The sequence below is a fragment of the Tardiphaga sp. genome (genome assembly GCF_028290495.1).
Lineage (GTDB): Bacteria > Pseudomonadota > Alphaproteobacteria > Rhizobiales > Xanthobacteraceae > Tardiphaga.
The window spans coordinates 33,501-56,848 of the sequence record NZ_JAQGJT010000046.1 but is presented as its reverse complement, the minus strand read 5'-3'; the positions used below and the strand labels follow the sequence as shown (position 1 = coordinate 56,848).

The window sequence follows — 23,348 nt, the reverse complement described above, 5'->3', positions numbered from 1 at the left end:
TACATGGAAATCAGCCTATTTGCCCGGCAAGTACCCTTTGCCAAGGCCGTCCGCCCTGTGGACACCCTTGTCGCCAAATATGGCGAGCTCCAAGGGTACGCGCCCGGTGCGTGCCCTCCGCCCTCAGATTGAGGGTGGGCACGGTGTGCCGGCCCTTTGGGATTCCCATTGGGTCAGCAACTATTCCGAGAGCACCCGCGCAATCGCACAACGCGCCCACGCTACGAACGAGTACGGGGCGCAATTGAGCTTGCGGTCGTCCTCAGGTTGTCCGACTCTGCTTTCCTTGGGGGATCTAATGAACCGAAAAAATCGCGCAAAGCGCTGGGCGGCGATCAATGAGCCAAAACAAAAGGAAGGCGCACATGCTCGACAATCAGCCTCACTTTTTCACTATACGACAGCATCGGGATTGATCGGCATCATCCAAGAGCAAGTGTTATTCGCCACTCATGCGAACTACCTGAATGATACTTCGGAGCTTCAGATTCTTTCAGAATTGTTAGTTCCGCAGGTATCGGCAGAATTTCGCGAAATTGTCCCGAAGCTGATAGCCGCGAATGCCTTCACGCCCGGGCTAATGAAGAAGTATGGCGAAAATGTTTATGATAGTGAGGCTGCTAATGTCTGCCGCTCTATCATGAGAACCATCGAGACGATTTCGCCGTTTTACCTGACTTCATTTTGTATGCACTCGCATGGAAGCGAGGAATACAATCACGGGCTTCTAAGCCAATGGCGCGGGTACGGCCGCGGCGGCTTTGCTATTGAGTTTGACGAGGCTGAATTGGATAAGCTGACTCAACTGGAAAGCAAACAGCGCTCATTACAAGCAATTGCAACCCGGAAAGTTGTTTATAGAAACCACGAAGAATTTGCCAACCTCCGTGCGTTTGAAGGACTAGGAGCGTCGGCACTTGGGGATGCTTTTCGTGAAAAGGTCCCCGCCTTAGCGGCTCGGCCGGACGTCGCGCAGATACTTAGCGATCGTGAGGTCGTGAGCTACATTGCTGCCTTTATAACAACAATTCCCTTTCTGAAGTCTCCACGCTTTCAGGAAGAAAATGAATACCGCCTGATCGCGAATGCAACCATCCCTTCCCAAGCGAAGGGGGATGTTCGAGCAGCCATAAAGATAAACTTTCGAGAAGGTGTTGCCGGAGGCGCAGTGCCGTATATCAGGTTGTTCGAAACGCTCGAAGAGAGGCTCCCGATCAAAAGGATTATAGTGGGGCCTCACCGGGACCAAGAGAACCAGTATAGCGCGGCAAAACTACTATTGGATCAAAACAGTTTAGACGTTCCGGTCGTTAAAGCAGACACGACCTTGCGATATTGAATCGCAACCACGAATTTGAATGTCCAAGGCCTTGAGGATATTTGCTACGTGCACATTTTTGCTCGCGAGGGGGCGGGCGCTGCGCCCACCCTTTACAAGGTATTCCGGATGCGACGTAAGCGATCGAGAGGCAGGTAGCCGCCAAATATCTAAACTGTGCTGACGCGCTTTATCGAGATGGGTCAAGCTGTAGGTGCAAAATGAAGGGTTACACCTTTGTGCCGGATCCGAAACGGCCTCCCGGTGTTCTCATGCTCGTGAACTGACAAGAACGTTAGTTTGTCCATATCGATTTGGTCGATCTGAATGCCAGAGACTGCCGCTTTGAGCCGATCAGCCCATTCAAGCATGATATGATCAAGCCTCCGCTGATAAGTGTAGACGAGGATCTCTCCACAATCCTGCCCGTCAAGGCCTGTGGAATAACGCGTCGACAATTGAGCCATGCCTTTTTCTAGCCAAGCATATGACGAGTGCACTTTAGCTTCAGCGATCCAAAGAAAATCATCTCTTCCTTCAACGATTACGTCGCAATGCCCGCCATACTGCGTGTCATGTGCGGCTTGGAATCCCATAGCCTTTAGCATCGAGACAAAATCTATCGAAATTTCGTCCTCGCCTCTCTCTTGCCGGAGATGAGAGGTCTTCGTCATTTCTTGCGCTATCCAGTCGATAGCATCCTCGACCAGCTTTCGACGTTCTTGATGCGACGATGCGAACGCCATTTGCAATTGAATGCGGCCAGGCGTCGACTGACTAATTATTGCGTTGATTTCTGCCCATGTCGGGTGGTGCTGCTCAGTCATCCGAGCTCAGCAATCAATCGTTTGCTTGGGGAGAAAAATGGCACCAAGTAGCGCTCATAGTCCCCAACGATCTCGCCTGTCTCAGGGTGAACTAATGTCCCCGTTTCGCGAGCTTCTGCTATTTCTTCAGGTGAGAGCTCGTGCTCGTTCTCATCTTCGTCAATGAACATTGCATGGGCGTCGAGCAACGCGAGGCGTGACCCAGTTAGTATGTTTATCGCCGCAAGAAGCTCCACGTCGATGTTAGTTCGCCCGGCAGCACGGCATAGCGTGGTAAATGTAAGAAAATGCAGTTCGTTTTGCGGAGTAGATTCAACAAAATCTAAAATTCTCATGCAGATATCTGCCGCTGGCACATCTGACCAGCGCGCGAGCAATTCTCTGCGAAGGTTTTCAAGCGCCACGACCATCAATTCTTTTGCTCTGCCGATGATTCCGTCGCCAAGTGATGCTCAATTCGCGATCGGACAAACTCATAATCAGCTTGGCCCATACACCTACGTATCACTACATTTCGGATCGCGGGATCTATGCCACCGGCTGCGCGTGCATTGCTATTCAAGCTCAGCTCCGGGCTGGAGAATCGGCCCCCGCCAACGTTCCGTTTCCAAGTGACGCTAAGTCTGAATGGCTCTATGGGTGACGTGAGTGCAGCTTTTCCGCCTACGTGGTATTGTTCTTCGCGCAGATCCAATTGCTTTCGACGCATCTTCTCGTTCTTGAGTGAGGCGGTAGTAGTCCCGAAACCAAGCTCCACGACAATTCCCTCAGAGGGATCGTTGTAGATGCGATCTATAAGCGGAAACAGATTAACAGTCTCGGCCATAAGAAGCTCATCAACAAGCGTGTGGAAAGCGTCGACAATTCGCGCGTGAGCCGCGATGGCAACATCTTGATGAGTCCCAGCCGGATAATCAACACGCACGTCTATCAGAGATCCGTTGTGGGGGATCCAAATTACGTCAAAGGCCTGAAAACGAACAGTCTTCAGTCCTACAATTTCTTCGTAGCCCTCGAGTAGGCTGGCTAGCTCGTCGGATATCTCTTCTGGCTCGATCTCCTCGCGGACCGTCACCACGCGCACCGACGAAAAAACTACCGCAACGCCGTCCTCCGTCCGAGAAACAGCGGTCAAAACAAATCCGCTATGCTGATCCGCAAGTTGATCTTCAGTCAACGCCGCTGGATAGGAACGCGAGAAATCAGTCTCTTCGACGTCCATGCCAAGGACCTTCGCCCGAACACGATCGAGTACTTCAATATCCACGTTGTAAAAGCCACTAAGCTTCTCGCCGCAGAGTATGTGCTCACTAAGAGCCGCGGCAAGATCTTCTATATTCCCAGTCACTTTAAGCTGATCGCTACCCAGCTTCGTAACCGTTTGTTCCCACCCCCTTCCTCGAGGGAAGTCATTTTCAACCAGAACTTTGCGCCCCACAGGCCACGGCATCCGAGCGCGCATTGTGCGCGCAATATCAGAAATTGACGTCAAGATTGCCCCCCCGGTATCCCATTCGATGAAATCGGAGATTGACTGGAGAGTCCAGCAAACTGTCGTCTATTTCGGAGCCCTATTGGCCAACTTGCACCCGACTTCCCAATTCGCGGAGGAAAACGCGGACGATCTTGCGCTGGCGCGGCGCGAAGGAAAAGGGGCCGTACATTGCATTGTACGGACCTTCACCCAATCTGATCAAAATGTCGCCTCTTCACACATGGCGGATTGATAGTGCACCGCTGCGGAATCCATGCCGGGCGGCGACACGCTGGATCCAGGGCCGATCGGAATGACGTCGGCTGACAAGCACGAAACCTCGTTATTCCGAAAACTTCGCAGCCGGCCGGCGATGGTCTCCGCGTGCTGCATGGCGGCAGACAGTCCGTCTCAGTTAGGAGCGAACACGTAGGCCTCGACGGTAGCATTCTTGCGCCACCGCAGCGAGAGGGCTTGGGATTTCCAAACCGGACGCTCATCGCGCAGTCAAAGTCGCCCTCCACCTCCGAAGCGCCGTCGTGCTCATGGATTCGCCGACCAGACACCTTTATTGATGTCAAACTTGATGGAGCCTTCGTCTCGCATCTTGAGTAAGAGCGATTGACAGGCCTCCTGATTGGTGATGTTCGCTCGCTTCATCACTTCGAAGATCTTCATCGGTTTCTCGCGCAACGCCGCGATAACTTTCTCTCGGTCGTTTAACATTTGAGCGTCCTGCTTCAGAGTGATCGGCGACAATAGCGGCCCTAGACAAGAAGGCCACCTGGTTACGTGATGATCGCCGGCCTTGCACTCTCGCTCTGGTTGCGCTTGGATGCACTGGATATGGAAGGCTGCCACGCAGGAGCCGCACTTAAAAACTCAAGAGGCGCGGTGAAGCGATGGCGGTGGATCACGAATTTGGCGGTCAGCACACCGATATCAAATTATCAATTGTAGAAAAATACCTCTCAGCTTATTCGATAGCGTTGCGCGGCAAATTTAGCCAGCTTTGGTACATAGACGCATTCGCCGGCACTGGCGCGCGCACGGTCAGACATGAAGCGAAGCCGGCCGATTTGTGGGATCCAGAGGAACCGGCCAGGATCGAGCAGCGGCACGGTTCGGCCCGTATTGCGATCGAAGTAAAGCCGGGATTCGACCTCATTGTTTTCGTGGACTCAAAGCCGGCGCATATCGCAGCGTTGAACGATCTTGCCGCGAAACACCCTGGGCGCAGCATCGTCGTGGTGAAGGACGATGCTAACCAGGCTATCCGCGACCTCGTGCGGAATCAACGGTGGCAGTCGACGCGCGCTGTACTTCTTCTAGATCCATACGGAATGGAGGTTGATTGGTCGACGCTCGAAGCCGTTGCGAAAACGAAAGCTATCGATGTGTGGTTCCTATTTCCGATATCAGGCCTTTATCGCCAAGCGACACGAAAAATCACATCTATTGATGAACACAAGCAGGCGGCGCTGACCCGAATTCTCGGGAGCGAGGATTGGAAGGCGGAGCTATATAGCGATAGCGGTCAATCAGAAATGTTCGGGGATGACCCACGGGTTCGATTGGAAGACGTTAGCGGTTTAGAAAAGTATGTGCGACGTCGCCTTCAATCAATTTTTCCAACGGTGCTGAAGCCACTGCCTTTACCAGTAAGCCGAAGGCCTCATTTCGCTGTTCCTTTGCGTGTCCAATGACAGCGGGAAAGCGATTGGCCTCGCGACCAAAATAGGCAATCAGATACTGGCAGGCAGTTCATCGTAGGTGCGCCCTCTCAGCATTCGGCCGGCGGCTTTTTTGTTCTTGCCACCCCATTGCTTGAAGAAAAATGCCGCACCCGCTCGTCGACACATTGACTCGATTTCATCCACCCAAATCGGATCCATTGGACGAGCGCCGGGCCCGCTTTCGCCGCCAACAATCGCCCAGTCAATGCCCGACAGGTCGCCCGCTGCCACCGAGCCTATCAAGGGCTCCAAGGACACAAAGCGAACCGCCGCCGGCACCGTGCGGATCGCATCGAGACGGCCCAGTACGCGCCCGTCTTCGATGCTGGTGCCGAGCCACACGTTCGGCAGCACGGCAAAGCCTGGCTCATTGAGCACCAACGCCATCCGCTCGGGTCGCTTCGTCAGTATCTGGTACGTGTGCCGCGGCGTCTCGCGCATCACATCCCAAACCTTCCGAATGAATTCGATCGGAACGTCTTCGTGGAAAAGGTCCGACATCGAATTGACGAAGACCTTGCGCGGCTTTGACCAAGACCGCGGAGCAGCCAGCGATTTTTCATCCAACCGGATTTTGCCGGACCAAACTGCCCGTTTTCCGCTCTTGCGCGTGAGACCCACGTATTTCTCAACGCCCATGGCTTCGAGGCGCGCTGCCATCCGCATTGCGTAACAATTCGTGCATCCCGCCGTCAGCACCGCACAGCCGGCCACCGGGTTCCATGTCGCGTCGGTCCATTCAATTGATGTTTCTGCCATGATCCCTCGCAAGCATCGATAGAATCTCAAGAAAGTGGTTATATTTCGTTACTCATATTTTTACTCACGCTACCCCGACCGCCTTGTGTCCCCCCAGACATCGAGGACGGGGCCGTTTCTTTCCGCGCTGGTACATCCGCAATCGCAAATCGTTGTTAGTGAACCTTGGTGCCGACCAACGCCGGCCGATGATTTTTGATCGCGGCACAAATCGCCGCATAATCTGTCGGGCGCATCTTCTCCGCCCACTTCCGCTCTGCACGCCGTCGCTTATCGGCAGCAGCTCGGCGGACCGCCCGAACGGGCTCGCTGAACAAGCCGTGCTTGACGGCGTTCTGGTTGCCAGGCTGGCCGTCGGGGCATTCGTTTCAAGGTTTCCTCGAATTCTGCGGAATTTGACGTTGCGGTACCCATGCGGTCTGAGCTCCCTATTGCTTTAGGAACTGACCCACCCCTCCCAGAGGCGGTCTACATCTTCTGCAGCATCCCGATTTTCTCCCACCAAGGGGATGGCGCAGCACTTAGCGAGGGCGAGAGTTGTTCTGAGCCTCTACGGGAGCGTCCCGCGAGACGGTCACGCAGGTCGCGTGCCATTCGCTGCCGCCGGTCCTCGGGTTTTCCATTGCGCTCTTGCAGCGCTCGCAGCTTGCGCTTTTTGAAGAACAGCAACACCGCTGCCACGGAGGGCACGTCGCACCCCCGGTGTTCTGTCTCCACGCCGTCGCTGGTCCGAATGACACAAAGGCGTTCCGATGTCGGAGCAACGTAGATTTTCTTTGAGCGCAATGCTTGTGCACTTTCTCTTGTAAAGTCCGATATCAAGTTGTCACTTCCCCGAATGAGTCGGATGGTTGATGACGTCTGCGAATAATCCATAGCGTTTCCTTTCAGCGAATTTGAGCCGGAATTTCTTTCGCATCGATAAAGCCGTCCTTGGCTTTTTCGCGCAGATACATCGCCAATCTCGATTGTGAGTCGAATGGATGTCCGAGAGCGAGCAACTGCGACGGCGAGAGAGGGCTCCACGCGATATCCTTGTCGTTTAGCGCGTCAGCGAGTGTCTGATATGCCAACATGGATTCGCGCAGATCCATCAGCTTGGCGCACATATCGCGCACCAGGCGCTTGTGCTCGCCGCGAACTTGATCGCAAACCGCCAGCGAAGCTCTACCCCGCTCCGCACTGAGGCGCGTCTCAATCACGGTGATCGCCTGCCTGATTGCAGCAATCATGACCTGCTGCTCCCGGATTCGCGCAGCCGTCGGATATGCGGATTCACCCGGAGCGCAGTCGCCCACCAACACCGCGACCTTCTCGCTCATTTGCGAAGGACGCGCACGAAAGGCAGCCTCATCTCGCCGGAGCTGCGTCTCCGCCTCTTGCAGAGAGGCAAGCAAGTTCGACTTGCGCGCCACTAACTCGGCATAGGCTGGGGATGCTTCCGCAAGCGAGGGTACGACGAATTCTGTTTCGGTCGGCTTTTTCGCGGCGAACGCCATGTCCAGTCCCTTCGTTGTTTAACGAAGCAAACCTAGGCCCGACGTTCTCCCACTTTAACTATTTCGAGGGAAGATTTGCGGCGCTTTCGTCGAAGGCGCTCGATTGTTGTTTTCAAAGACTGAAAGTCGGTCGCGATCGTGGCCGCCACTTTGGCGAGCGCGTCATTCTCGGATTTCGCCAGTCCCATGGCGAGCAGCTGTTCTGCGTCCCGAAGCAGTCTGCGATCGTTCGTCGGGTGGCGGCCGGCGGACTGCTGAAACAGCGCACGATGCGCCCGGCGGAATGCAGCCCTGGCTTCCGCTGGAAGCGAGCTTTCCGATAGTCGCTGGAGCTCGATGGCAATGCAGGCCACCGCATCGATACCGGTTGGCCGATTGTCGGATATTGGCGCGCGCCCGTTAGTCATCGAAATGCTCATCAGGCGCTTTAGGGGTCTCAATCTGGCGTTTTCGTGCGTCAGAAAGGCCTAAATCGGCCAAATAACCGCGCATTTGAGTGTGTTTTGACGCCATAAATTGATTGGGCGCGGCCCGCATTTCCTTCCAAAGCTCACAGAATGCGATCGCCGAAGGCTCGAGGCTCGCATCCAGCCAATGAGCTGGCGCGATGTATTTTATCCAAGCCGCGCGCGCCTCGCCGCGCAGATGCTTCGGTAAAATAAGGGGTCCGAACGCATTCGCGGATTTGTCGATCGTTACGCTCTTCTCGGCCGCGGGTCCGTGTCGTGTCGGGCGATGAGTGCCAGCGATCAGGTGCAGGTGCGATGGTTTTGGTCGGCGACCCTTAGCCATAATTGAAATTCCAAAATCTAAATTTGGTTTTTTGCGTAGTTTTGAACCTGTGCGGTCTGGGCTCCCTAAGTCGGGAGAACGGCGACCACCCCTCCCCCAGGGAGGCTTCAAACGATCCGGCTCACCGAGGTTTTTCATCGTCAGAAACCTTTTTTGAAGGCATTTATGATGGGAACGGGAACCATGCGGTCACTGCTCCTTGAGTGTTGAGAAAGCACCCAACCCCCTCCACCTGTCACCACCGTCACCACCGTCACCACTGTCACTGGCACCTTTGAAACTCGCCGCGCGCGCACGTATACAAACCATTTATGTGGTGACAGGTGGTGACATGGTGACAACGCCTGCGCTGCAGGCATTTCTCGTGTCACCATCATCGTTTCTGTCACCACTGGATTGATGGTGACATTGCGTTTCTGTGCACTACTTGCGGTCATATCAGCCGGTCCTCCGGTATCGCCATGCCCGTTTGTCACCATTGCGCACCTGCACCCTGACGTAACCGAGTGACCGAAGGCACCGGACCACGCGCTGTTGATCTGCAACCGATCGCCTCGCGACATCGAGGTGCAAGGCATCGCGCATCACTTCCTCCATCGAGACGTCGTCGTTCACCGCGGCGAGGTAGGATTGGATTGGCTCATCCCACGGATCGCCGACGTATCGATCCCGCTGATGCTGTTCGGCATCTTTTCGGAGATCTGCTTTGGTGAGCCACCAGGGTACGTTCGCGGCATATAGCACCTGCGCTTCAGCCCAAAGCTGGTCCCTCGCCTTATGCAGGCCGTCAATGTCAATCCGGCCGACGCGTATCGGCCAGAAGCGTCTGCCGCCTGTCTCGTCTTTCAGGTAGCTATCGCTATTCGTTGTGCCCCAGAAAACGCACGACCTATCACTTTCGACAATGCGCGATCCGTAAGGAGGTCGATATCGATCCGTCGTTCTGGTGATGAATGCTTTGATCTTCGCGACTTCCATCCGCGACATGGCATCGAGCTCGGAGACCTCGATTCCCCATGCGCCGGACATCTGCATTGCAGCGTCCTTGCTGCCAAAGTCTGCGATCTCGTCGGTGAACCATGGCGAGAACAGCGCCTTTACCGCAGTCGACTTCATGGCACCTTGCTCGCCTTCCAGAATGGGCGCCGTGTCGACCTTGCATCCGGGATCACGGATGCGCGCCACGGCGGCGATCATCATTGCCCGGCCAACAGCGCGGTTATATTGGTTCTGTTCCGCACCTAGGTAAGTCGTCAGCCAATTCTCAAGGCGCGCCGTGCCGTCGTGCTGGAGGCCGTCGAGATATCCAAGGACGGGATGGTACGACTGCTCGCGTCCGACCAGCTCGACAGCCTGCGCTGCAGTGATAGGTTTTACGGCAATGCCGAGCCGTTGCAGGTGCTCCGTCGTCAGCAGGTCGTCGTGCGGCGTCCATGCTCGCGGCTGGAAATACTGTGGTTCAGTGTCCCAGGGTGGGGGCGACACCATCATCGTCCGCGCCGAAAACACGTCGTAAGCAAGCACGCCCCGCAATTCGGGCGACTTTCGAAGGGCATGGGATGCGTTCGCCAAGGTGGCATGCGGCGAGCCGGTGCCGTTCTTCATGAGCGCTGCAGTCCAATCAGGCGCCGGCATCGATACAACGTTGCTCATCGCTCGCACCCACTGAATGCGAGTTCGGCGATCACGCTTGCGACGGAGGATGTTAAGCGAAACAGCTTAGCTACCCGCTGAGCTTGCCTGTCTGCTGTCGATTCACTATACGATGTCTGCGTCACCAACGCTTTCGAATTGCGATTTGCCCGTGCTCGGTTGCCTCCGATGCGCGGGCTTTGCATTTCGGGATCAGGGATTTGCAATGCGCACCTCCCCGCCGACGTACTCGGCAAGCAAGCGCGCGGCGGCATGTGCGTGGTCCTCGGATCGGATGGCGGTCGACTGCCAGCAACAGTCACCTCCCCGGGAGACGTGACCGACATGAAAGACGGGCTCGCCATCGAACCTGTCTCGTCCGGCACGGACGCTGACGAAGCCGCCGATGCGGCGAATGTCGGACGCGACGACTGCCCTTACATTGCGTCGAAGTGTTGCACCCATGATTAGGCAGCCACCGCGGCATCGCGCGCGTCGATGCGAGAACGCTGCCATGCCGCGATCTCCGTACCCAGCCAGCGGACAGCGCGATCGTCATTCGGCTTGACAGGTTTGGGGAACTTCCCGGCGTCCATCATCTCGTAGATCGTGGAACGCCCAAGGCCTGTGGCTGCTTTGACGGCATCAATTCGCATAAACGTATCGACCATCTTTTTTGCTCCGCATGTCGCCGGGATGCGATGTTGTCCGGCGGTGTGCGGTGAAGATGCTCGGCGGCGACTTGGATGTCTTTTCCCGAGTGAAGCGGGACTTCTCCTAAGTGTACGGGAGAAGTTATCAGATCATGCGGCCCGAATGGGTATCTCGGGAACCGCAAGATTTGCTGGAACTCCTACAGCATCATAATGCCTGAGAATCGTCGTCGGAGACTGCGGCGTCGATGTCGTTTCCCCGAGCCTTCGAAAAGCCTGGGCAACGGCTAGAAATTCTCCAAGTCTGCCTATCGAACAGGGGAAAGTAGTGTCGCCTTTGGCTAACGCGTGGTCGACATACGAGGCCCAGAAATGTGCGACGGGGCGATACTTGGGCCAAACCTTGTTCTCAATTGTTTTCCGCGAAAGCCGCTGAGCGGCCGGGATGCTCTTGGCGATGTCGCCATAAATACGACCCATCGAGCGATCATCCGCCGCGGCCATCGCGCCTCGTACAGCGCCGTACAACACCCGCCCCGCGATCAGCCCGTGAAAGAACGGCTTTTTGGCCACCTCCTGCAATTCGGTCAGCGGCGCAGCTTCAGCGGCGATCGGTAAGAGGCCCGCCAAGATGTACTGGGGAAGGTTCAGGCTATTCGCAACGCCGAACTGCACGTTCGCGGTTTCAAGGCTTCGCTCGCGCGCCCGTTCATCGTCCGGCCAAAGCATGTGCGCCTCTACGACAGCGAGGTCGAGCCGCGAAGTATCGTCTAGGCAGCCCGTTCGGAGCGCCAATGTCTGACTTTTCATCGCGCGCCGCCTGTTTGTGAACCGCAGTATTCCGCCCAATCCGCCATCAACTGCCGGCGCTTCTGCAGCATGTCGCCGCGGCGATAGGCCGCTTCCGTCTTATCGGGGACCGTGTGGGCATAGGCATATTCGACGAGATCAGTCGGGTAGTCCGTTTGCTCGGTTGCCCAGTCCTTGAAGGTCGACCGGAAGCCGTGCACGGTCGCCACCGTACCGGGGTAACCCATGCCCTTGAGAAGCTGATCCATCGCGGCGTTGGAAAGCCCCTTCCCGGCTTTGCCGCCTGGAAAGACGAACTCGCCCTCGTTTGGCAACTTCTCGAGGAATGCGACTGCGCGCGGTACAAGGGGGATCGCCAGATCGCGCCGCCCGGTGCCCTTCTTACCTTTGAGCCGCTCGCCCGGGATCGTCCACAGCGCCTTGTCCAGATCGAACTCTGACAAAGTGGCGCCTATGGTCGCACCGGTTCGCATGGCGGTCAGGATCGTAAGTTCCAGCGCGCGAGCACTGACGCTGGCGTTGGCCCGTAGCCTGACCATAAATGCTGGCAGATCGGCATAAGACATGGCCGGGTAGTGCTCGACTGGTGAAACTTGCTCACGCGCCGGCAACACTTGATCGATGAAGCCGGTCCAGCGGGCTGGATTATCGCCCGCGCGGTGCCCATGCACCTTCGCCCAATCGAGCACGTTCTCGATGCGGTTGCGAACTCGGCTGGCAGTTTCGGTCTTCGTGTCCCAGATCGGCTTGATGATTTTCAGTACCAGCGCGAGATCCACCTCGCCGACTGGTAGGTGGCCGACCACCGGATAGGCGTACCTTTCGAGGCTCGATGTCCACTGCTCCGCATGACGGTCGCTTTTCCACCCCTTGGCGCGATCGGCGATGCAGAGGGTGGCGCATTGCTTGAAGGTGATTATTTTCGCCTGTTGCGCGGCCTGGGAGGCCTTCAACGCGTCTCGGGCTACGATCGGGTCAATCCCGTCCACGACCAGCCCGTATGCCGCCTGAGCCTTCTTGCGGGCATCGGCCAGCGTCACCCGCTCGAAGTCGCCCAAGCCCATTTTACGGGCCTTGCTGCGGATCATGAATCGAAATACCCATGATTTCGTTTTAAAGGCAGACACCTGTAGGTAGAGCCCATTTCCGTCGCCATAGAGGCCCGGCTCCAAGCCTTTCCCGCAAAATTTCACGGAGAGTTTGTTCCCAACACGGCCCACGGCAAAATCCAAATCAAATCTACGCACAAACTGGCGCTGGAAGCTACCGGACAACGTTGGAAGTGTACAGACCCGAGAAGCGCTTAAATAATGACGTTTTTTGCGATTCAGGACAGCAATGGACAGTGTCGGAATTCGAGTTGAAGGACGACGTGGCCTCCATTCCATCTTTTCAATGACATGCACTGAGAAGCTGAAGCTCGCCGGGAGGTTTTCCGCGGCGCAATACTTCGCTTGGCAGGGCCGACGTACCATGCAGGCCCGAGGGGCCGCGGAGGTACGATGAAAAGTGCAATCCTGATCGTTGTCGTACTGCTGGTCTCGCCGGCACTGGCGCAGAACAAGCCCGCGCCCGTCCGGGCCGATCCCTGTGCACCGATCGGGCGCACCGCGGACGGCAAACTCGTCTATTCGATGAAATGCGACAACCTGCCCGCGCCGCCACCGCCGCCACCGGCGCCGGTCGAGGAAGAGAGCAAAGGCGGCCTGTTCCGGAATCCGTTCCCGTCGCTGATCAGGCCGAGCTCGGGCGAGCGGACGCCGGGCCTTGGCCCGGCCTGCGCGGGACCGTAGATCAGGCCTGCTTCTTGCGGCGCCAGTCGCGCTTCTTGGGCTTCAGTTCCGGCATCACGCTCTGCGCTTCCTGGTACTTTGCGAGCATGCGGACGAAACTGGCGTTCAGCGTCTCGGCGATCTCCGGGCGTTTTTCCAGGTTCGACAGCAGCATGCCGGCGGCCTCGATGGTCGACAGGCCGTCCTGGCGTGGTTCCTTGCGCAGTTTGCCGTACAGCGACGGCTTGGCGGGGCCGAGAATCACGCGCTGGCACTTCAGCATCCAGGCGTTACGCCACCACAGCGCCTTGGCCTGGCTCCAGGTGCCGTCGAGCAGCACGATGCCCTGGATCTCCTTGAGAAGGGCGCGCTGATTCTCTTCGGCTTCGCCCTTGCGGTCGATCGCCAGCAAGTCGCGGTCGGTCTCGAAGTCCGACACCTTGGCGGAGCCGAGGTAGAGCACCGCCCAGCGCGATGGATCGGCGATCGGCCGGCCCAGCGCCTTGGCAAGGCTCGGCCACGACAGCCCGATCTTCACCACGGCGTTCTTGAAGTGCAATGCGGCGACGCGGGCGGTGCCGAGCGCCCTGTCCTGCTCCTGCGGATGCTGCAGGATCAGCAGGCCGATGCGGCTCTCGATGGTCGGGATGCTCTCGCAGATGCACAGCGGCACCGGCTTGAGACAACGCGGGCATTCCGGGATCGCCTCGGGCTCACCGGCTTTCAGTTCTGAAATCTTTGACATTGCCCGCTATACGCCGCGCGAGCGGACGCTTCAACCGCCGTGACGCTCAACGGATGCCTATTCGGCGGCCGCAGGCCGCGCCAAAGGCCGTGGCTGGCTTCGCAACCGGTCCATCAGCAGGTAGATCACCGGCGTGGTGTACAGCGTCAGGATCTGCGAGATCAGCAACCCGCCGATGATGGTGATGCCCAGCGGCCGACGCAGTTCGGTGCCCGGCCCGGTCGCAATTACCAGCGGAATCGCGGCAAAGGCTGCCGCCAGCGTGGTCATCAGGATCGGCCGGAACCGCACGCTGCAGGCCTCGAAGATCGCCTCTGCCGGCGACAGCCCGCGGTGCCGCTCCGCCTCGATAGCGAAATCCACCATCATGATGCCGTTCTTCTTGACGATCCCGATCAACAGGATGATCCCGATGAAGGCGATGACGGTCAGCGGCGTGTTGGTGATTTGCAGCGCCAGCAGCGCGCCCAGCCCGGCCGAGGGCAGCGTCGAGATGATGGTCAGCGGGTGGACCAGGCTCTCATAGAGCACACCGAGCACGATATACATCGCGATCAACGCGCCAAGAATCAGCAATGGCTGCCGGCCGGAGGTCTTGTTGAAGTCACCGGCGCTGCCGTCGAAACTGCCGCGAATACCTTCCGGCATGTGCAGCTCATCCACCGCGCGCTGGATGGCGGAAGTCACGGCGTCGAGTTGCACGCCGGGCAGCGTGTTGAACGACACCGTGGTCGACGGAAAGCCAGCCGAATGCGCCACCGACAGCGCCGACAGATCGCGCGACCGCCGCACCACCGCCGTCAACGGCACCTGTGCGCCGTTGGCGCCGGCGACAAAGATGCGATCGAGGTCGGCCGGATCGTTCTGGAACTTGCCGTCGATCTCCATGATCACTTTGTACTGGTTGCGCTGCGTGTAGATCGTCGAGATCTGGCGCTGCGAAAACGCGTTGTTCAGCGCGTTGTCGATGTCCTGCACGTCCACACCGAGGCTCGACGCGGTCTTGCGGTCGATCGACAACGTCAGTTGCAGACCGCCGGGATCGCGGTCGCTGGACACGTCGGTGATGCCCTCCACCGTTTCCAGCCGCTTGGCGACCAGCGGCGCCCATTTCTGCAGGAGATCGAGATCGGTCGAACTCAGCGTGTACTGGTAGTTGGAGTCGCTTTGCCGGCCTCCGGCGCGCAGGTCCTGGGCTGCGAACATGAAGAGCCGGATACCCGGCACCAAGCCCAGTTCGCGGCGCAGCCTATTGATGACGTCGTCGGTAGAGGAGCCATTGCGCTCCTCCGGCGGTTTCAGCGCGATGAACATGGTGCCGCGGCTGGCGCTGCCGCCGCCCGGCCCGCCGGAGCCTCCCAGCGTCGAACCGATGCTGGCGACGCCGGGATCTGCCAGCACGATGTCGGCCAGGCGCTGCTGCAAGCCCAGCATCGCCTGGAACGAGGTGTCGGCAGAAGCCCGCGTCGAACCGATCACGAAACCGCTGTCGTCGTTGGGGAACAGCCCCTTTGGCGTCTTGATGTACAGCACCACCGTGAGCGCGATGGTGGCGAAAAATACCAGCAGCGTCAGTAGTGGGAAGCCGAGCACGATGTGCAGCGTGCGCTCGTAGAACGCCACGACGCGCGACAGCGTGCCTTCGACGATGCGGTCGAACCGGGTCTCGGTGCTGGAGACGCCGCTCTTGATGTATTGCGCGCAGATCATCGGCGTCACCGTCAACGAGACGATGGTGGAGACGATGATCGAGAAGGTCAGCGTCAGTGAGAATTCGCGCAGCAGCCGGCCGACCAGTCCGTCCATGAAGATCAGCGGCGTAAACGCCGCGATCAGCGACAGGCTGATGGAGAGCACCGTGAAGCCGATTTGCCGCGCGCCTTCCAGCGCCGCCTGCATCGGCGCCATGCCGTCCTCGAGGTTGCGGTACATGTTCTCGATCATGACGATAGCGTCGTCGACAACGAAGCCGACCGAGATCGCCAGCGCCATGAGCGAGAGATTGTTGATCGAGAACCCGGCCAGCCACATCCCGGCGCAAGTGCCGGCCAGCGCCAGCGGCACCGAGACGCCCGCGGCGATGGTCGGGATGCCGCGTCGCAGGAACACGAAGACCACGATCATCACCAATGCCGCGGTCGCCAGCAGCGTCCATTGCATGTCATCGACCGAGGCGCGGATGGTGCCGGTGCGGTCGGTCAGCACCGAGATGTCGATGCCCGACGGAATCCACTGCTTGAGGTCCGGTATCAGCGCCTTAACGCGATCGACGGTCTCGATGACGTTGGCGTCGCCCTGTTTGGTGATCTGGATCAGCACCGCTGGCTGTTTGTTGAACCAGGCGATCGAGCGGCTGTTGCGCGTGGCGTCCTGCACGTCGGCGACATCCGACAGCCGGACGTAATTGCCGTTCGAGCTCTTGATGATGATGTCGCGAAACTCTTCCGCGGTGCGCATCTGCGGATTCATCGACAGCGTTTCGCTCTGCCTGCTACCGCTGAAGATCCCGACGGGCCCAAGCGGGTTGGCGTTGACGATGGCGGTCCGGACGTCGTCAGTGGCGATGCCTGCATTCGACAGCGCAACCGGATTGAGCTGGATGCGCACCGCCGGCTGGTCGGCGCCGCTGGCCGTGACCTCGCCTACCCCTGGCACCTGCGAAATCCGCTGCACGATCACGGTATCGGCGACGTCATAGATCGCGGCGGCCGACATCGTCTTCGAGGTCAGCGCCAGGATGAACACCGGCGCGGCCGACGGATTGGCCTTGCGGAAGTTCGGCAGCGTCGGCAGGTCCGTCGGCAGGTCGGCGAGGGATGCGTTGATCGCCGCCTGCACGTCGCGCGCGGCGCGGTCCACATTCCGGCCGATGGCGAATTGCAACTGGATCGAGGTCGAGCCCAGCGAACTGGTCGAGGTGATCTGGTCGAGGCCTGCGATGACGCCGAGCCGCCGTTCCAGCGGTGCGGCGACCGTTGATGCCATGATGGCCGGAGCCGCGCCCGGCCGCGACGCCGAAACCCGGATCATCGGAAAGTCGACGTTGGGGACGGCGGCGACCGGCAGCAGGTGATAGGCGACCGCGCCGATCAGGAATAATCCGATGCCGAGCAAGGTGGTGCCGACCGGCCGGCGGATGAAGGGTTCGGAAATGGAGGCCATTACGGCGTCCCTCCGGCTCCCGATGTCCGTGCCGCTCCCGCGATTGGCGGTGTCGGAGGCACAGCCTTTTCAAATCGGCGGTTGATGCGGTCGAGCGCGAGATAGATCACCGGTGTGGTGTAGAGCGTCAGTATCTGGCTCAGTACCAGGCCGCCGATGATCGACACGCCCAGAGGAAACCGCAGCTCGGCGCCGGTGCCACTCTCCACCGCCAGCGGCAGCGCGCCGAACAGGGCCGCCAGCGTGGTCATCATGATCGGCCGGAAGCGCAGCAGGCAGGCCTCGACGATCGCCGCCTCCGGCGTCATGCCGCGGTGCCGCTCGGCCTCGAGCGCAAAGTCGATCATCATGATGGCGTTCTTCTTGACGATGCCCATCAACAGAATGATCCCGATCAGCCCGATCACCGAGAGGTCCTGCCCGGTCGCCATCAGCGCCAGGATGGCGCCGACGCCGGCCGAGGGCAGCGTCGAGAGAATGGTGATCGGGTGGATGTAGCTCTCATAGAGCACGCCGAGCACGATGTAGATCGTCACCAGCGCGGCCAGGATCAGCCACGGCTGGCCGGACAGCGACTTGGAAAACTCCGCGGCGTCACCGGCAAACAGCCCGACGATGCTGCCGGGCATCCCGATCCGCTGCTCGATCTTCTTGACCTCCTGCACGGCCTCGCCGAGCGCCTCGCCGGGCGCGAGGTTGAAGCTCAGCGAGATCGCCGGGAATTGCGCCTGATGCGAGATCGCCAGCGGCGCGGTGGTACGGGTCAGCGTGGCGACCGCCGACAACGGCACCTGCGCGCCCGCGGTGCCTGGCAGGTACAGTTTCGACAGCACGTCGGGATCGCGCTGCTGCCCGGGCAGCGCTTCCAGCACCACACGGTATTGGTTGGCCTGACCGTAGATGGTCGAGATCTGGCGCTGCGCGAAGGCATCGTTCAGCGTGTCGTTGATGCCCTGCAGATTGACGCCGAGCTGCCCCGCACGCTGCCGGTTGATGTCCAGCGCAGCCCGCAAGCCGCCAGCCTGGTTCTCCGACGAGACGTCGCGGAACATCGGATCGCGGCGCAACTCGGCGACCAGTTTCTCCGACCACAAGGTGACTTGGACCGCGTCGGTGCCGGTCAGCGTGTACTGATACTGCGAGCGGCTCGACTGGGTGCTGATCTGGATATCCTGCACCGGCTGGAAATACACCGTCATGCCGGGAATCCCGGCGACACTCTGCTTCAGCCGCGCGATCACCTGGGTGATGTCGTCCTTGCGTTCGCCGCGCGGCCGCAGGTTCAGCACCAGACGGCCGACGTTGGTGGTCGGGTTCACGGTGCCGCCGCCGATCACCGAGACCACACCGGTCACATCGGGATCGGCCTGGATCAGCGTCGCCGCAGCCGCCTGCCGGCTCTGCATCTCCGCGAACGAAACATCAGCACCGGCTTCGGTCACTGCAGTGATCGAGGCGGTGTCCTGCAGCGGCAGGAAGCCCTTGGGCGCGATGACATAGAGGCCGAGCGTGGCGACGATGGTCAGGAAGGTGACGACCAGCGTGGCCGGCTGATGCTTCAACACCCACAACAGCGTGCGGTGATAGAACGCGACCATGCGGTCGATGAAGCGACTGATCGCAGCCAGACCCGGCACCTGCCACTCGTCGCCGGTGTGGCGCAGCAGCCGCGAGCACATCATCGGAGTGAGAGTCAGGGATACGACGGCCGAGGTGATCACCGCGATGGTCAGGGTCAGCGCAAATTCGCGGAACATGCGGCCGACCAGCCCGGACATGAACAATAGCGGGATGAACACCGCGATCAGCGATACCGTCAGCGAGATCACGGTGAAGCCGATCTCCTTGGCGCCGGACAGTGCCGCCTGCATCGGGCTCTCGCCGTCTTCCATGTGGCGGACGATGTTCTCGATCATGACGATGGCGTCATCGACAACGAAGCCGGTGCCGATCGTTAGCGCCATCAGCGAGAGATTGTCGAGGCTGAAGCCTGCGAAATACATCACACCGAAAGACGTGATCAGCGATAGCGGCAGCGCCACGCCGGCAATCAAGGTGGCGCGCAGCGAGCGCAGGAACAACAGCACGACCAGCGTCACCAGCACGACCGAGAGCACCAGTGTGAATTGCACGTCGCGGACGGAAGCGCGGATCGTGACGGTGCGGTCGCTGACGATGGTGAGCTTGACGCCGGCCGGCATCGAGCGCTGCACCCGAGGGATTTCCTCGCGGATCTGGCGGACCACCTCGATGACATTGGCGCCGGGCTGGCGCTGGATCTCGATGATGACAGCCGGCGTGCCCTGATACCAGCCGCCGGTGCGGTCGTTTTCCAGCCCATCGACAATCTGGGCGATATCGCCGATCGTCACCGGCGCGCCGTTGCGGTAGGCGACGATGATCGGGCGGTAGGCTTCGGCGACGGCGATCTGGTCATTGGCGGCGATGATGTAGGCCTGCTGCGCGCCGTCGAGCGAGCCCTTCGGGCCGGACACGTTGGCCCCCGCGATCGCCGCGCGGAGATCCTCCATCGCGATGCCGTAGGCGGCAAGCCGCGACAGGTCGGCCTGCACCCGCACCGCCGGCTTCAGCCCGCCCAGCACGGCGACGCGGCCGACGCCGGAAATCTGGCTCAGCCGCTGCCCGAGCAGCGTGTCGGAGATATCGCTCATGGCGCGCAGCGAGATCGTGTCCGATGTCAGCGCCAGCGTCATCACCGGCGCATCGGCCGGGTTCACCTTGGCGTAGACAGGCGGATACGGCAGGTTCTTCGGCAGCACGCCGGCGGCGGCGTTGATCGCGGCCTGAACGTCCTGGGTGGCGCCGTCGATGTCGCGGTTGAGATCGAACTGCAGCGAGATCGCGCTGACGCCAAACGAACTGGTCGAGGTCATCGAGGTCAGCGACGGGATCTGGCCGAGCTGGCGCTCCAGCGGCGCGGTGATCAGGGAGGCGATCACGTCCGGGCTGGCGCCGGGCAGTTGCGTCGATATCTGCACGGTCGGGAAATCGACCTGCGGCAGCGCCGATACCGGCAGCGCGAAGTAGCCGAGCGCGCCGCCGATCAGAAGCGCGATCCCCAGCAAGGAGGTCGCGACCGGCCGGCGGATGAAGGGTTCGGAGACGCTCATGGCGGGGCGCTGGAAGGCGCCTTGGCCGGGCCGGTCTGCGCCTTCTGGTCGCCCTCGCCGCGCTTCGCCCTGCCCTCGCCGCCTTCGCCCCGCTTGCTGCCGCGTTTGCGCGGCGCGAGGTCCGCGGTCGGTTCGCCGCTATCGGTGCCGACGCTGACCTTGCTGCCCTCAGCCAGGTTGGCGAAGCCGGTGGTGACGACGCGGTCGGCCGGCGACAGGCCCTTGGCGATCACCGCCTCGGTTTCGTTCTGCTGCGTCACCGTCACCGGCACCGCCTTGACGATATCGCCCTCCCCTATGACGTAGCTGAACGTGCCGGCAGGCCCGCGCTGCACGGCGGAAGTTGGCACCACCATCGCCTGCGGCAGCGTCTCGACCTTGAGCCGGACATTGACGAACTGGCCGGGCCAGAGCTGGAATTTGGCGTTGGGGAATTCGGCCTTGATCTTCAGCGTGCCGGTGGTGATGTCGACCTGGTTGTCGATGCCGGTCAGCGTGCCCGTATCGACGACGGTGACGCCGTCATTGCCGAACACATCGACCGCGAGCGGTCCCCTCGCCGCGGCGGCATTGGCGCGCACGATCTGCTGCTGCGGCAGGCTGAACAGCACGGCGATCGGCTGCAACTGGGTGATGATAACCAGCCCGGTGGTGTCGGAGGCGTGGATGATATTGCCCTGATCGACCTGCCGCAGGCCGGCGCGACCGGATAACGGCGCAATGATTTTGGTGTAGCTTAGGGTCGCCGCGGCGTTGTCGATGGCGGCCTGATCGGAATTCACCAGCGCTTCCTGCTGCGCCACCACCGACTTCTGGGTGTCTGCCTGCTGCTTGGAGCCGGCATTGGTCGCGGCGAGCTGCTGATAACGGATGAGGTCGAGCCTGGCATTGGCCAGCGTCGCCTCGTCCTGCGCCTTCTTGGCAACGGCCTGATCGTACAGTGCCTTGTACAGCACGGGATCAATCTCGCCGAGCACGTCGCCCGCCTTGACGTCCTGGCCTTCCTTGAAATTCACCTTGATCAGCTTGCCATCGACTTGCGCGCGCACGGTGACGTTGTTGAGCGCTTTCACCGAGCCCACGCCATCGAGATAGACCGGAACGTCCTGGATCTTAGGCGTCGCCGCCAGCACCGGCACCGTCATGTCGGGCCGCGGCATGCGGGAGGCTGTCTGCTTCTGCTGCCAGACGGTCCAACCGATATAACCAAGGCCGCCGAGGATCAGCAGTGTCACGAAAATCGATACCGTGCGACGCCGCGCGCCGCCCTTGATGCGGGCCACGGTGCCGGGTGCGTTCGCCTCGTTCGACTCCGGCTTAAAGAGCATTGACCGGTCTCTCCATTTTCGGTTCCCAACCGCCGCCCAGCGCCTGGTACAGGCTGACTATCGCCAGGAACCGGGCCAGTTGCGCCTGCGACAGCGCGTCCTCGGCCGCAAACAGCGTCAGCTGGGTATTTAGCACAGTTACGATATCCGCGGTGCCGGCGCTCAATTGCTGCTCTGAGAGCTGGAACGCGCGCCTTGATGCCGTCACCACCTCGCGCTGCAGCCGCAGCCGCTCGGTGGTCTCCTTGATCGCGACCAGCGCATTGTCGACGTCGGTGAAGGCCGACACCACGGTCTTGCGATAGGTCTGCAGCATCTCGTCCTGCTGCGCCTGGGTCAGCTGGAAATTGCCAAGAATACGGCCGCCATCGAAGATCGGCTGAGTCAGCCCGCCGACCAGACTGAAAAAGGCCGCGTTGGGCTGGAACAGCGACGCCAGCGCCGAACTCTGGTAGCCGCCCGAGCCGGTAAGCTGGATGCTCGGGAAGAATTGCGCGCGGGCGCTGCCGACACTGGCGGTAGCGGCGGCGAGCAGGCTCTCCTGCCGGCGGATATCCGGTCGCTGGGTCAGCAGTTCCGACGGCAGGCCCGGCGTCACCCGCGGCGACGCGATACTGTTGAGCGAGCCGCCCATGATGCGAACGCTCTCCGGCGGGCGGGCCACCAGCAAGGCCAGCGCATTGGCGTTCTGCGCCAGCGTCTGCCGCAGCGGCGGCACCGCGGCGCGCTGGTTGGCCAGCACGCTCTGCTGCTGCGCCAGATCGAGATCGGTGCCGGTACCCGCAGTGAGCCGCGACTGGATCGCGACCAAAATGCGCTGCGCGCTGGCGATGTTGCGCTCGGCGGTCTTGATGCGGTCCTGCGAGGCGACCACCTGAAAATAAGCGTTGGCTACCGCTGTCAGCGTGGTCAGCGCGACGACGTCGCGATCAAAGCGTTTGGAATCGGCGGTTTCTTCGGTGGCCAGCGCAGCGTCGCGATTCTTGCCCCAGAAATCCAGTTCGTAGCTGGCCGAGAGCGACGCCGAATAGGTCACGACCTCGCGGCCGCCATTGGTCAGGCCATTGGAGCTCGATCCGGAATTGCGCGAATAGGTCTCCTGCCCGCCACTGCTCAGGCTCGGCAGCAGCGCCGCCCCGGTGATGCGCGCCTGCGCGTCGGCCTGCCGGATGCGGGAGACCGCCGCGGCGATGTCGAGGTTGACGGTCTGCGCCTCCTCCATCAACTGCGTCAGCTCGCGCGAACGAAAGCCGCGCCACCAGTCCAGCGTCGGCACCGCAGCGCTGGCATCGGAAAGCCGCGCCGCCTTGTAGCCCTGAGGAATGTCGAGCGCGGGGTCCGGCAGATCCTTTGTGAGGATGCAGCCAGCCGAGGTCGCGACCAGCGCCAGCGCCGCGAAAGCCCGCACGATCGGCGATAGCGAACGCCTCATCGGCGTGCCTCGCGCGTCGCACCAGGCGAATCACGATCAGGTCGGACGTTGGACGAGGCAGGCTGCGGCACGGTCACCCGTAGAGCTGATTCAAGGAACGAGCCGCCATTGTAGCGGTACGATTCGTGCGCGGACAGTGTTCTTCCGCCACAGCTACCGCAAGCGGCATCGTCACCAACACCATTTTCGTACGTCCAAATTGCACGATTCCCCTTATGCGACGGTACTTTGATGGTTTCTGGAGCGGCTGCACAACTGCCCGACTTACGAAGATTTCA

22 protein-coding genes are annotated in these 23,348 nt (G+C 60.4%); 3 read left to right on the top strand and 19 right to left on the bottom strand.

What is annotated here, in order from left to right:
- Positions 1-298: 298 nt before the first annotated feature.
- Positions 299-1,339: a DUF2971 domain-containing protein gene (locus JWQ24_RS08565; protein WP_299806639.1), complete on the top strand. Its 1,041-nt coding sequence runs from the start codon at positions 299-301 to the stop codon at positions 1,337-1,339.
- A gap of 182 nt (positions 1,340-1,521) precedes the next feature.
- On the opposite strand, the gene JWQ24_RS08560 is transcribed toward JWQ24_RS08565, so the two are convergent.
- The 4 genes from JWQ24_RS08560 to JWQ24_RS08545 all read right to left on the bottom strand — a co-directional run bounded on the left by JWQ24_RS08560 (position 1,522) and on the right by JWQ24_RS08545 (position 4,345).
- On the bottom strand, positions 1,522-2,145 hold the full coding sequence (locus JWQ24_RS08560) for a hypothetical protein (RefSeq protein ID WP_299806637.1): 624 nt from the start codon (positions 2,143-2,145) through the stop codon (positions 1,522-1,524).
- Entirely contained in the window at positions 2,142-2,555 is a 414-nt protein-coding gene (locus JWQ24_RS08555) for a hypothetical protein (RefSeq protein ID WP_299806635.1), read from the bottom strand. Before JWQ24_RS08555 ends, JWQ24_RS08560 begins: the two co-directional genes overlap by 4 nt.
- The gene (locus JWQ24_RS08550) at positions 2,555-3,637 is read right to left on the bottom strand and encodes a hypothetical protein (RefSeq protein ID WP_299806633.1); all 1,083 of its coding nucleotides are present in this window, start codon (positions 3,635-3,637) and stop codon (positions 2,555-2,557) included. Before JWQ24_RS08550 ends, JWQ24_RS08555 begins: the two co-directional genes overlap by 1 nt.
- Before the next feature lie 525 nt (positions 3,638-4,162).
- The gene (locus tag JWQ24_RS08545; protein WP_299806631.1) at positions 4,163-4,345 is read right to left on the bottom strand and encodes a hypothetical protein; all 183 of its coding nucleotides are present in this window, start codon (positions 4,343-4,345) and stop codon (positions 4,163-4,165) included.
- 176 nt (positions 4,346-4,521) lie between these two features.
- On the opposite strand from JWQ24_RS08545, the gene tcmP reads away from it, so the two are divergent.
- Positions 4,522-5,325 carry a three-Cys-motif partner protein TcmP gene (gene tcmP / locus JWQ24_RS08540; RefSeq protein WP_299806629.1) on the top strand — a complete coding sequence of 268 codons (804 nt, stop codon included), beginning with the start codon at positions 4,522-4,524 and terminating at the stop codon, positions 5,323-5,325.
- Positions 5,326-5,364: 39 nt separating this feature from the next.
- Here tcmP and JWQ24_RS08535 read toward each other — a convergent pair whose 3' ends face one another.
- The 10 genes from JWQ24_RS08535 to JWQ24_RS08490 form a co-directional block, all read right to left on the bottom strand.
- The gene (locus JWQ24_RS08535; RefSeq protein WP_299806628.1) at positions 5,365-6,114 is read right to left on the bottom strand and encodes a DUF5131 family protein; all 750 of its coding nucleotides are present in this window, start codon (positions 6,112-6,114) and stop codon (positions 5,365-5,367) included.
- 468 nt (positions 6,115-6,582) lie between these two features.
- Complete coding sequence (locus JWQ24_RS08530; RefSeq protein WP_299806627.1) at positions 6,583-6,990, bottom strand: hypothetical protein; 408 nt, start codon at positions 6,988-6,990, stop codon at positions 6,583-6,585.
- 11 nt (positions 6,991-7,001) lie between these two features.
- Positions 7,002-7,613: a hypothetical protein gene (locus JWQ24_RS08525; RefSeq protein ID WP_299806626.1), complete on the bottom strand. Its 612-nt coding sequence runs from the start codon at positions 7,611-7,613 to the stop codon at positions 7,002-7,004.
- Between the two features lie 32 nt (positions 7,614-7,645).
- Entirely contained in the window at positions 7,646-8,032 is a 387-nt protein-coding gene (locus JWQ24_RS08520) for a hypothetical protein (protein WP_299806624.1), read from the bottom strand.
- A complete protein-coding gene (locus JWQ24_RS08515; protein WP_299806622.1) occupies positions 8,013-8,543 on the bottom strand; it encodes a hypothetical protein in 531 nt (176 codons plus the stop codon). The genes JWQ24_RS08520 and JWQ24_RS08515 overlap by 20 nt, the downstream gene beginning before the upstream one ends.
- A gap of 2 nt (positions 8,544-8,545) precedes the next feature.
- Positions 8,546-8,842, bottom strand: coding sequence for a hypothetical protein (locus JWQ24_RS08510; RefSeq protein WP_299806620.1), 297 nt, complete (start codon positions 8,840-8,842; stop codon positions 8,546-8,548).
- Between the two features lies 1 nt (position 8,843).
- Positions 8,844-10,010, bottom strand: coding sequence for a virulence-associated E family protein (locus tag JWQ24_RS08505; RefSeq protein ID WP_299806618.1), 1,167 nt, complete (start codon positions 10,008-10,010; stop codon positions 8,844-8,846).
- A gap of 494 nt (positions 10,011-10,504) precedes the next feature.
- A complete protein-coding gene (locus JWQ24_RS08500) occupies positions 10,505-10,708 on the bottom strand; it encodes an AlpA family phage regulatory protein (protein WP_299806616.1) in 204 nt (67 codons plus the stop codon).
- 132 nt (positions 10,709-10,840) lie between these two features.
- Positions 10,841-11,500 (bottom strand): hypothetical protein, encoded by a 660-nt coding sequence (locus JWQ24_RS08495; protein ID WP_299806614.1) that lies wholly within the window; start codon positions 11,498-11,500, stop codon positions 10,841-10,843.
- Positions 11,497-12,693 carry an integrase arm-type DNA-binding domain-containing protein gene (locus JWQ24_RS08490; RefSeq protein ID WP_366521422.1) on the bottom strand — a complete coding sequence of 399 codons (1,197 nt, stop codon included), beginning with the start codon at positions 12,691-12,693 and terminating at the stop codon, positions 11,497-11,499. Before JWQ24_RS08490 ends, JWQ24_RS08495 begins: the two co-directional genes overlap by 4 nt.
- Positions 12,694-13,002: 309 nt before the next feature.
- On the opposite strand from JWQ24_RS08490, the gene JWQ24_RS08485 reads away from it, so the two are divergent.
- Positions 13,003-13,293 carry a hypothetical protein gene (locus JWQ24_RS08485; RefSeq protein WP_299806612.1) on the top strand — a complete coding sequence of 97 codons (291 nt, stop codon included), beginning with the start codon at positions 13,003-13,005 and terminating at the stop codon, positions 13,291-13,293.
- Position 13,294: 1 nt separating this feature from the next.
- On the opposite strand, the gene JWQ24_RS08480 is transcribed toward JWQ24_RS08485, so the two are convergent.
- The 5 genes from JWQ24_RS08480 to JWQ24_RS08460 are packed head-to-tail and all read right to left on the bottom strand — an operon-like array spanning position 13,295 to position 23,070.
- Positions 13,295-14,017, bottom strand: a complete 723-nt coding sequence (locus tag JWQ24_RS08480) for a tRNA-uridine aminocarboxypropyltransferase (protein WP_299806610.1) — start codon at positions 14,015-14,017, stop codon at positions 13,295-13,297.
- Positions 14,018-14,074: 57 nt separating this feature from the next.
- Positions 14,075-17,179: an efflux RND transporter permease subunit gene (locus JWQ24_RS08475; protein WP_299806608.1), complete on the bottom strand. Its 3,105-nt coding sequence runs from the start codon at positions 17,177-17,179 to the stop codon at positions 14,075-14,077.
- Positions 17,179-20,310: an efflux RND transporter permease subunit gene (locus JWQ24_RS08470; protein WP_299806606.1), complete on the bottom strand. Its 3,132-nt coding sequence runs from the start codon at positions 20,308-20,310 to the stop codon at positions 17,179-17,181. The genes JWQ24_RS08475 and JWQ24_RS08470 overlap by 1 nt, the downstream gene beginning before the upstream one ends.
- On the bottom strand, positions 20,307-21,638 hold the full coding sequence (locus JWQ24_RS08465; RefSeq protein ID WP_299806604.1) for an efflux RND transporter periplasmic adaptor subunit: 1,332 nt from the start codon (positions 21,636-21,638) through the stop codon (positions 20,307-20,309). The genes JWQ24_RS08470 and JWQ24_RS08465 overlap by 4 nt, the downstream gene beginning before the upstream one ends.
- Positions 21,628-23,070 (bottom strand): efflux transporter outer membrane subunit, encoded by a 1,443-nt coding sequence (locus tag JWQ24_RS08460; protein WP_299806603.1) that lies wholly within the window; start codon positions 23,068-23,070, stop codon positions 21,628-21,630. The genes JWQ24_RS08465 and JWQ24_RS08460 overlap by 11 nt, the downstream gene beginning before the upstream one ends.
- Between the last annotated feature and the right edge of the window lie 278 nt (positions 23,071-23,348).

What these genes read in the sequence shown, in the direction of transcription:
- JWQ24_RS08565 (WP_299806639.1), top strand. Translation starts at nt 299, where the DNA reads ATGAACCGAAAAAATCGCGCAAAGCGCTGGGCGGCGATCAATGAGCCA.
- JWQ24_RS08560 (WP_299806637.1), bottom strand. Translation starts at nt 2,145, where the DNA reads ATGACTGAGCAGCACCACCCGACATGGGCAGAAATCAACGCAATAATT.
- JWQ24_RS08555 (WP_299806635.1), bottom strand. Translation starts at nt 2,555, where the DNA reads ATGGTCGTGGCGCTTGAAAACCTTCGCAGAGAATTGCTCGCGCGCTGG.
- JWQ24_RS08545 (WP_299806631.1), bottom strand. Translation starts at nt 4,345, where the DNA reads ATGTTAAACGACCGAGAGAAAGTTATCGCGGCGTTGCGCGAGAAACCG.
- tcmP (WP_299806629.1), top strand. Translation starts at nt 4,522, where the DNA reads ATGGCGGTGGATCACGAATTTGGCGGTCAGCACACCGATATCAAATTA.
- JWQ24_RS08535 (WP_299806628.1), bottom strand. Translation starts at nt 6,114, where the DNA reads ATGGCAGAAACATCAATTGAATGGACCGACGCGACATGGAACCCGGTG.
- JWQ24_RS08530 (WP_299806627.1), bottom strand. Translation starts at nt 6,990, where the DNA reads ATGGATTATTCGCAGACGTCATCAACCATCCGACTCATTCGGGGAAGT.
- JWQ24_RS08525 (WP_299806626.1), bottom strand. Translation starts at nt 7,613, where the DNA reads ATGGCGTTCGCCGCGAAAAAGCCGACCGAAACAGAATTCGTCGTACCC.
- JWQ24_RS08520 (WP_299806624.1), bottom strand. Translation starts at nt 8,032, where the DNA reads ATGAGCATTTCGATGACTAACGGGCGCGCGCCAATATCCGACAATCGG.
- JWQ24_RS08515 (WP_299806622.1), bottom strand. Translation starts at nt 8,543, where the DNA reads ATGAAAAACCTCGGTGAGCCGGATCGTTTGAAGCCTCCCTGGGGGAGG.
- JWQ24_RS08510 (WP_299806620.1), bottom strand. Translation starts at nt 8,842, where the DNA reads ATGACCGCAAGTAGTGCACAGAAACGCAATGTCACCATCAATCCAGTG.
- JWQ24_RS08505 (WP_299806618.1), bottom strand. Translation starts at nt 10,010, where the DNA reads ATGAAGAACGGCACCGGCTCGCCGCATGCCACCTTGGCGAACGCATCC.
- JWQ24_RS08500 (WP_299806616.1), bottom strand. Translation starts at nt 10,708, where the DNA reads ATGGTCGATACGTTTATGCGAATTGATGCCGTCAAAGCAGCCACAGGC.
- JWQ24_RS08495 (WP_299806614.1), bottom strand. Translation starts at nt 11,500, where the DNA reads ATGAAAAGTCAGACATTGGCGCTCCGAACGGGCTGCCTAGACGATACT.
- JWQ24_RS08485 (WP_299806612.1), top strand. Translation starts at nt 13,003, where the DNA reads ATGAAAAGTGCAATCCTGATCGTTGTCGTACTGCTGGTCTCGCCGGCA.
- JWQ24_RS08480 (WP_299806610.1), bottom strand. Translation starts at nt 14,017, where the DNA reads ATGTCAAAGATTTCAGAACTGAAAGCCGGTGAGCCCGAGGCGATCCCG.
- JWQ24_RS08475 (WP_299806608.1), bottom strand. Translation starts at nt 17,179, where the DNA reads ATGGCCTCCATTTCCGAACCCTTCATCCGCCGGCCGGTCGGCACCACC.
- JWQ24_RS08470 (WP_299806606.1), bottom strand. Translation starts at nt 20,310, where the DNA reads ATGAGCGTCTCCGAACCCTTCATCCGCCGGCCGGTCGCGACCTCCTTG.
- JWQ24_RS08465 (WP_299806604.1), bottom strand. Translation starts at nt 21,638, where the DNA reads ATGCTCTTTAAGCCGGAGTCGAACGAGGCGAACGCACCCGGCACCGTG.
- JWQ24_RS08460 (WP_299806603.1), bottom strand. Translation starts at nt 23,070, where the DNA reads ATGAGGCGTTCGCTATCGCCGATCGTGCGGGCTTTCGCGGCGCTGGCG.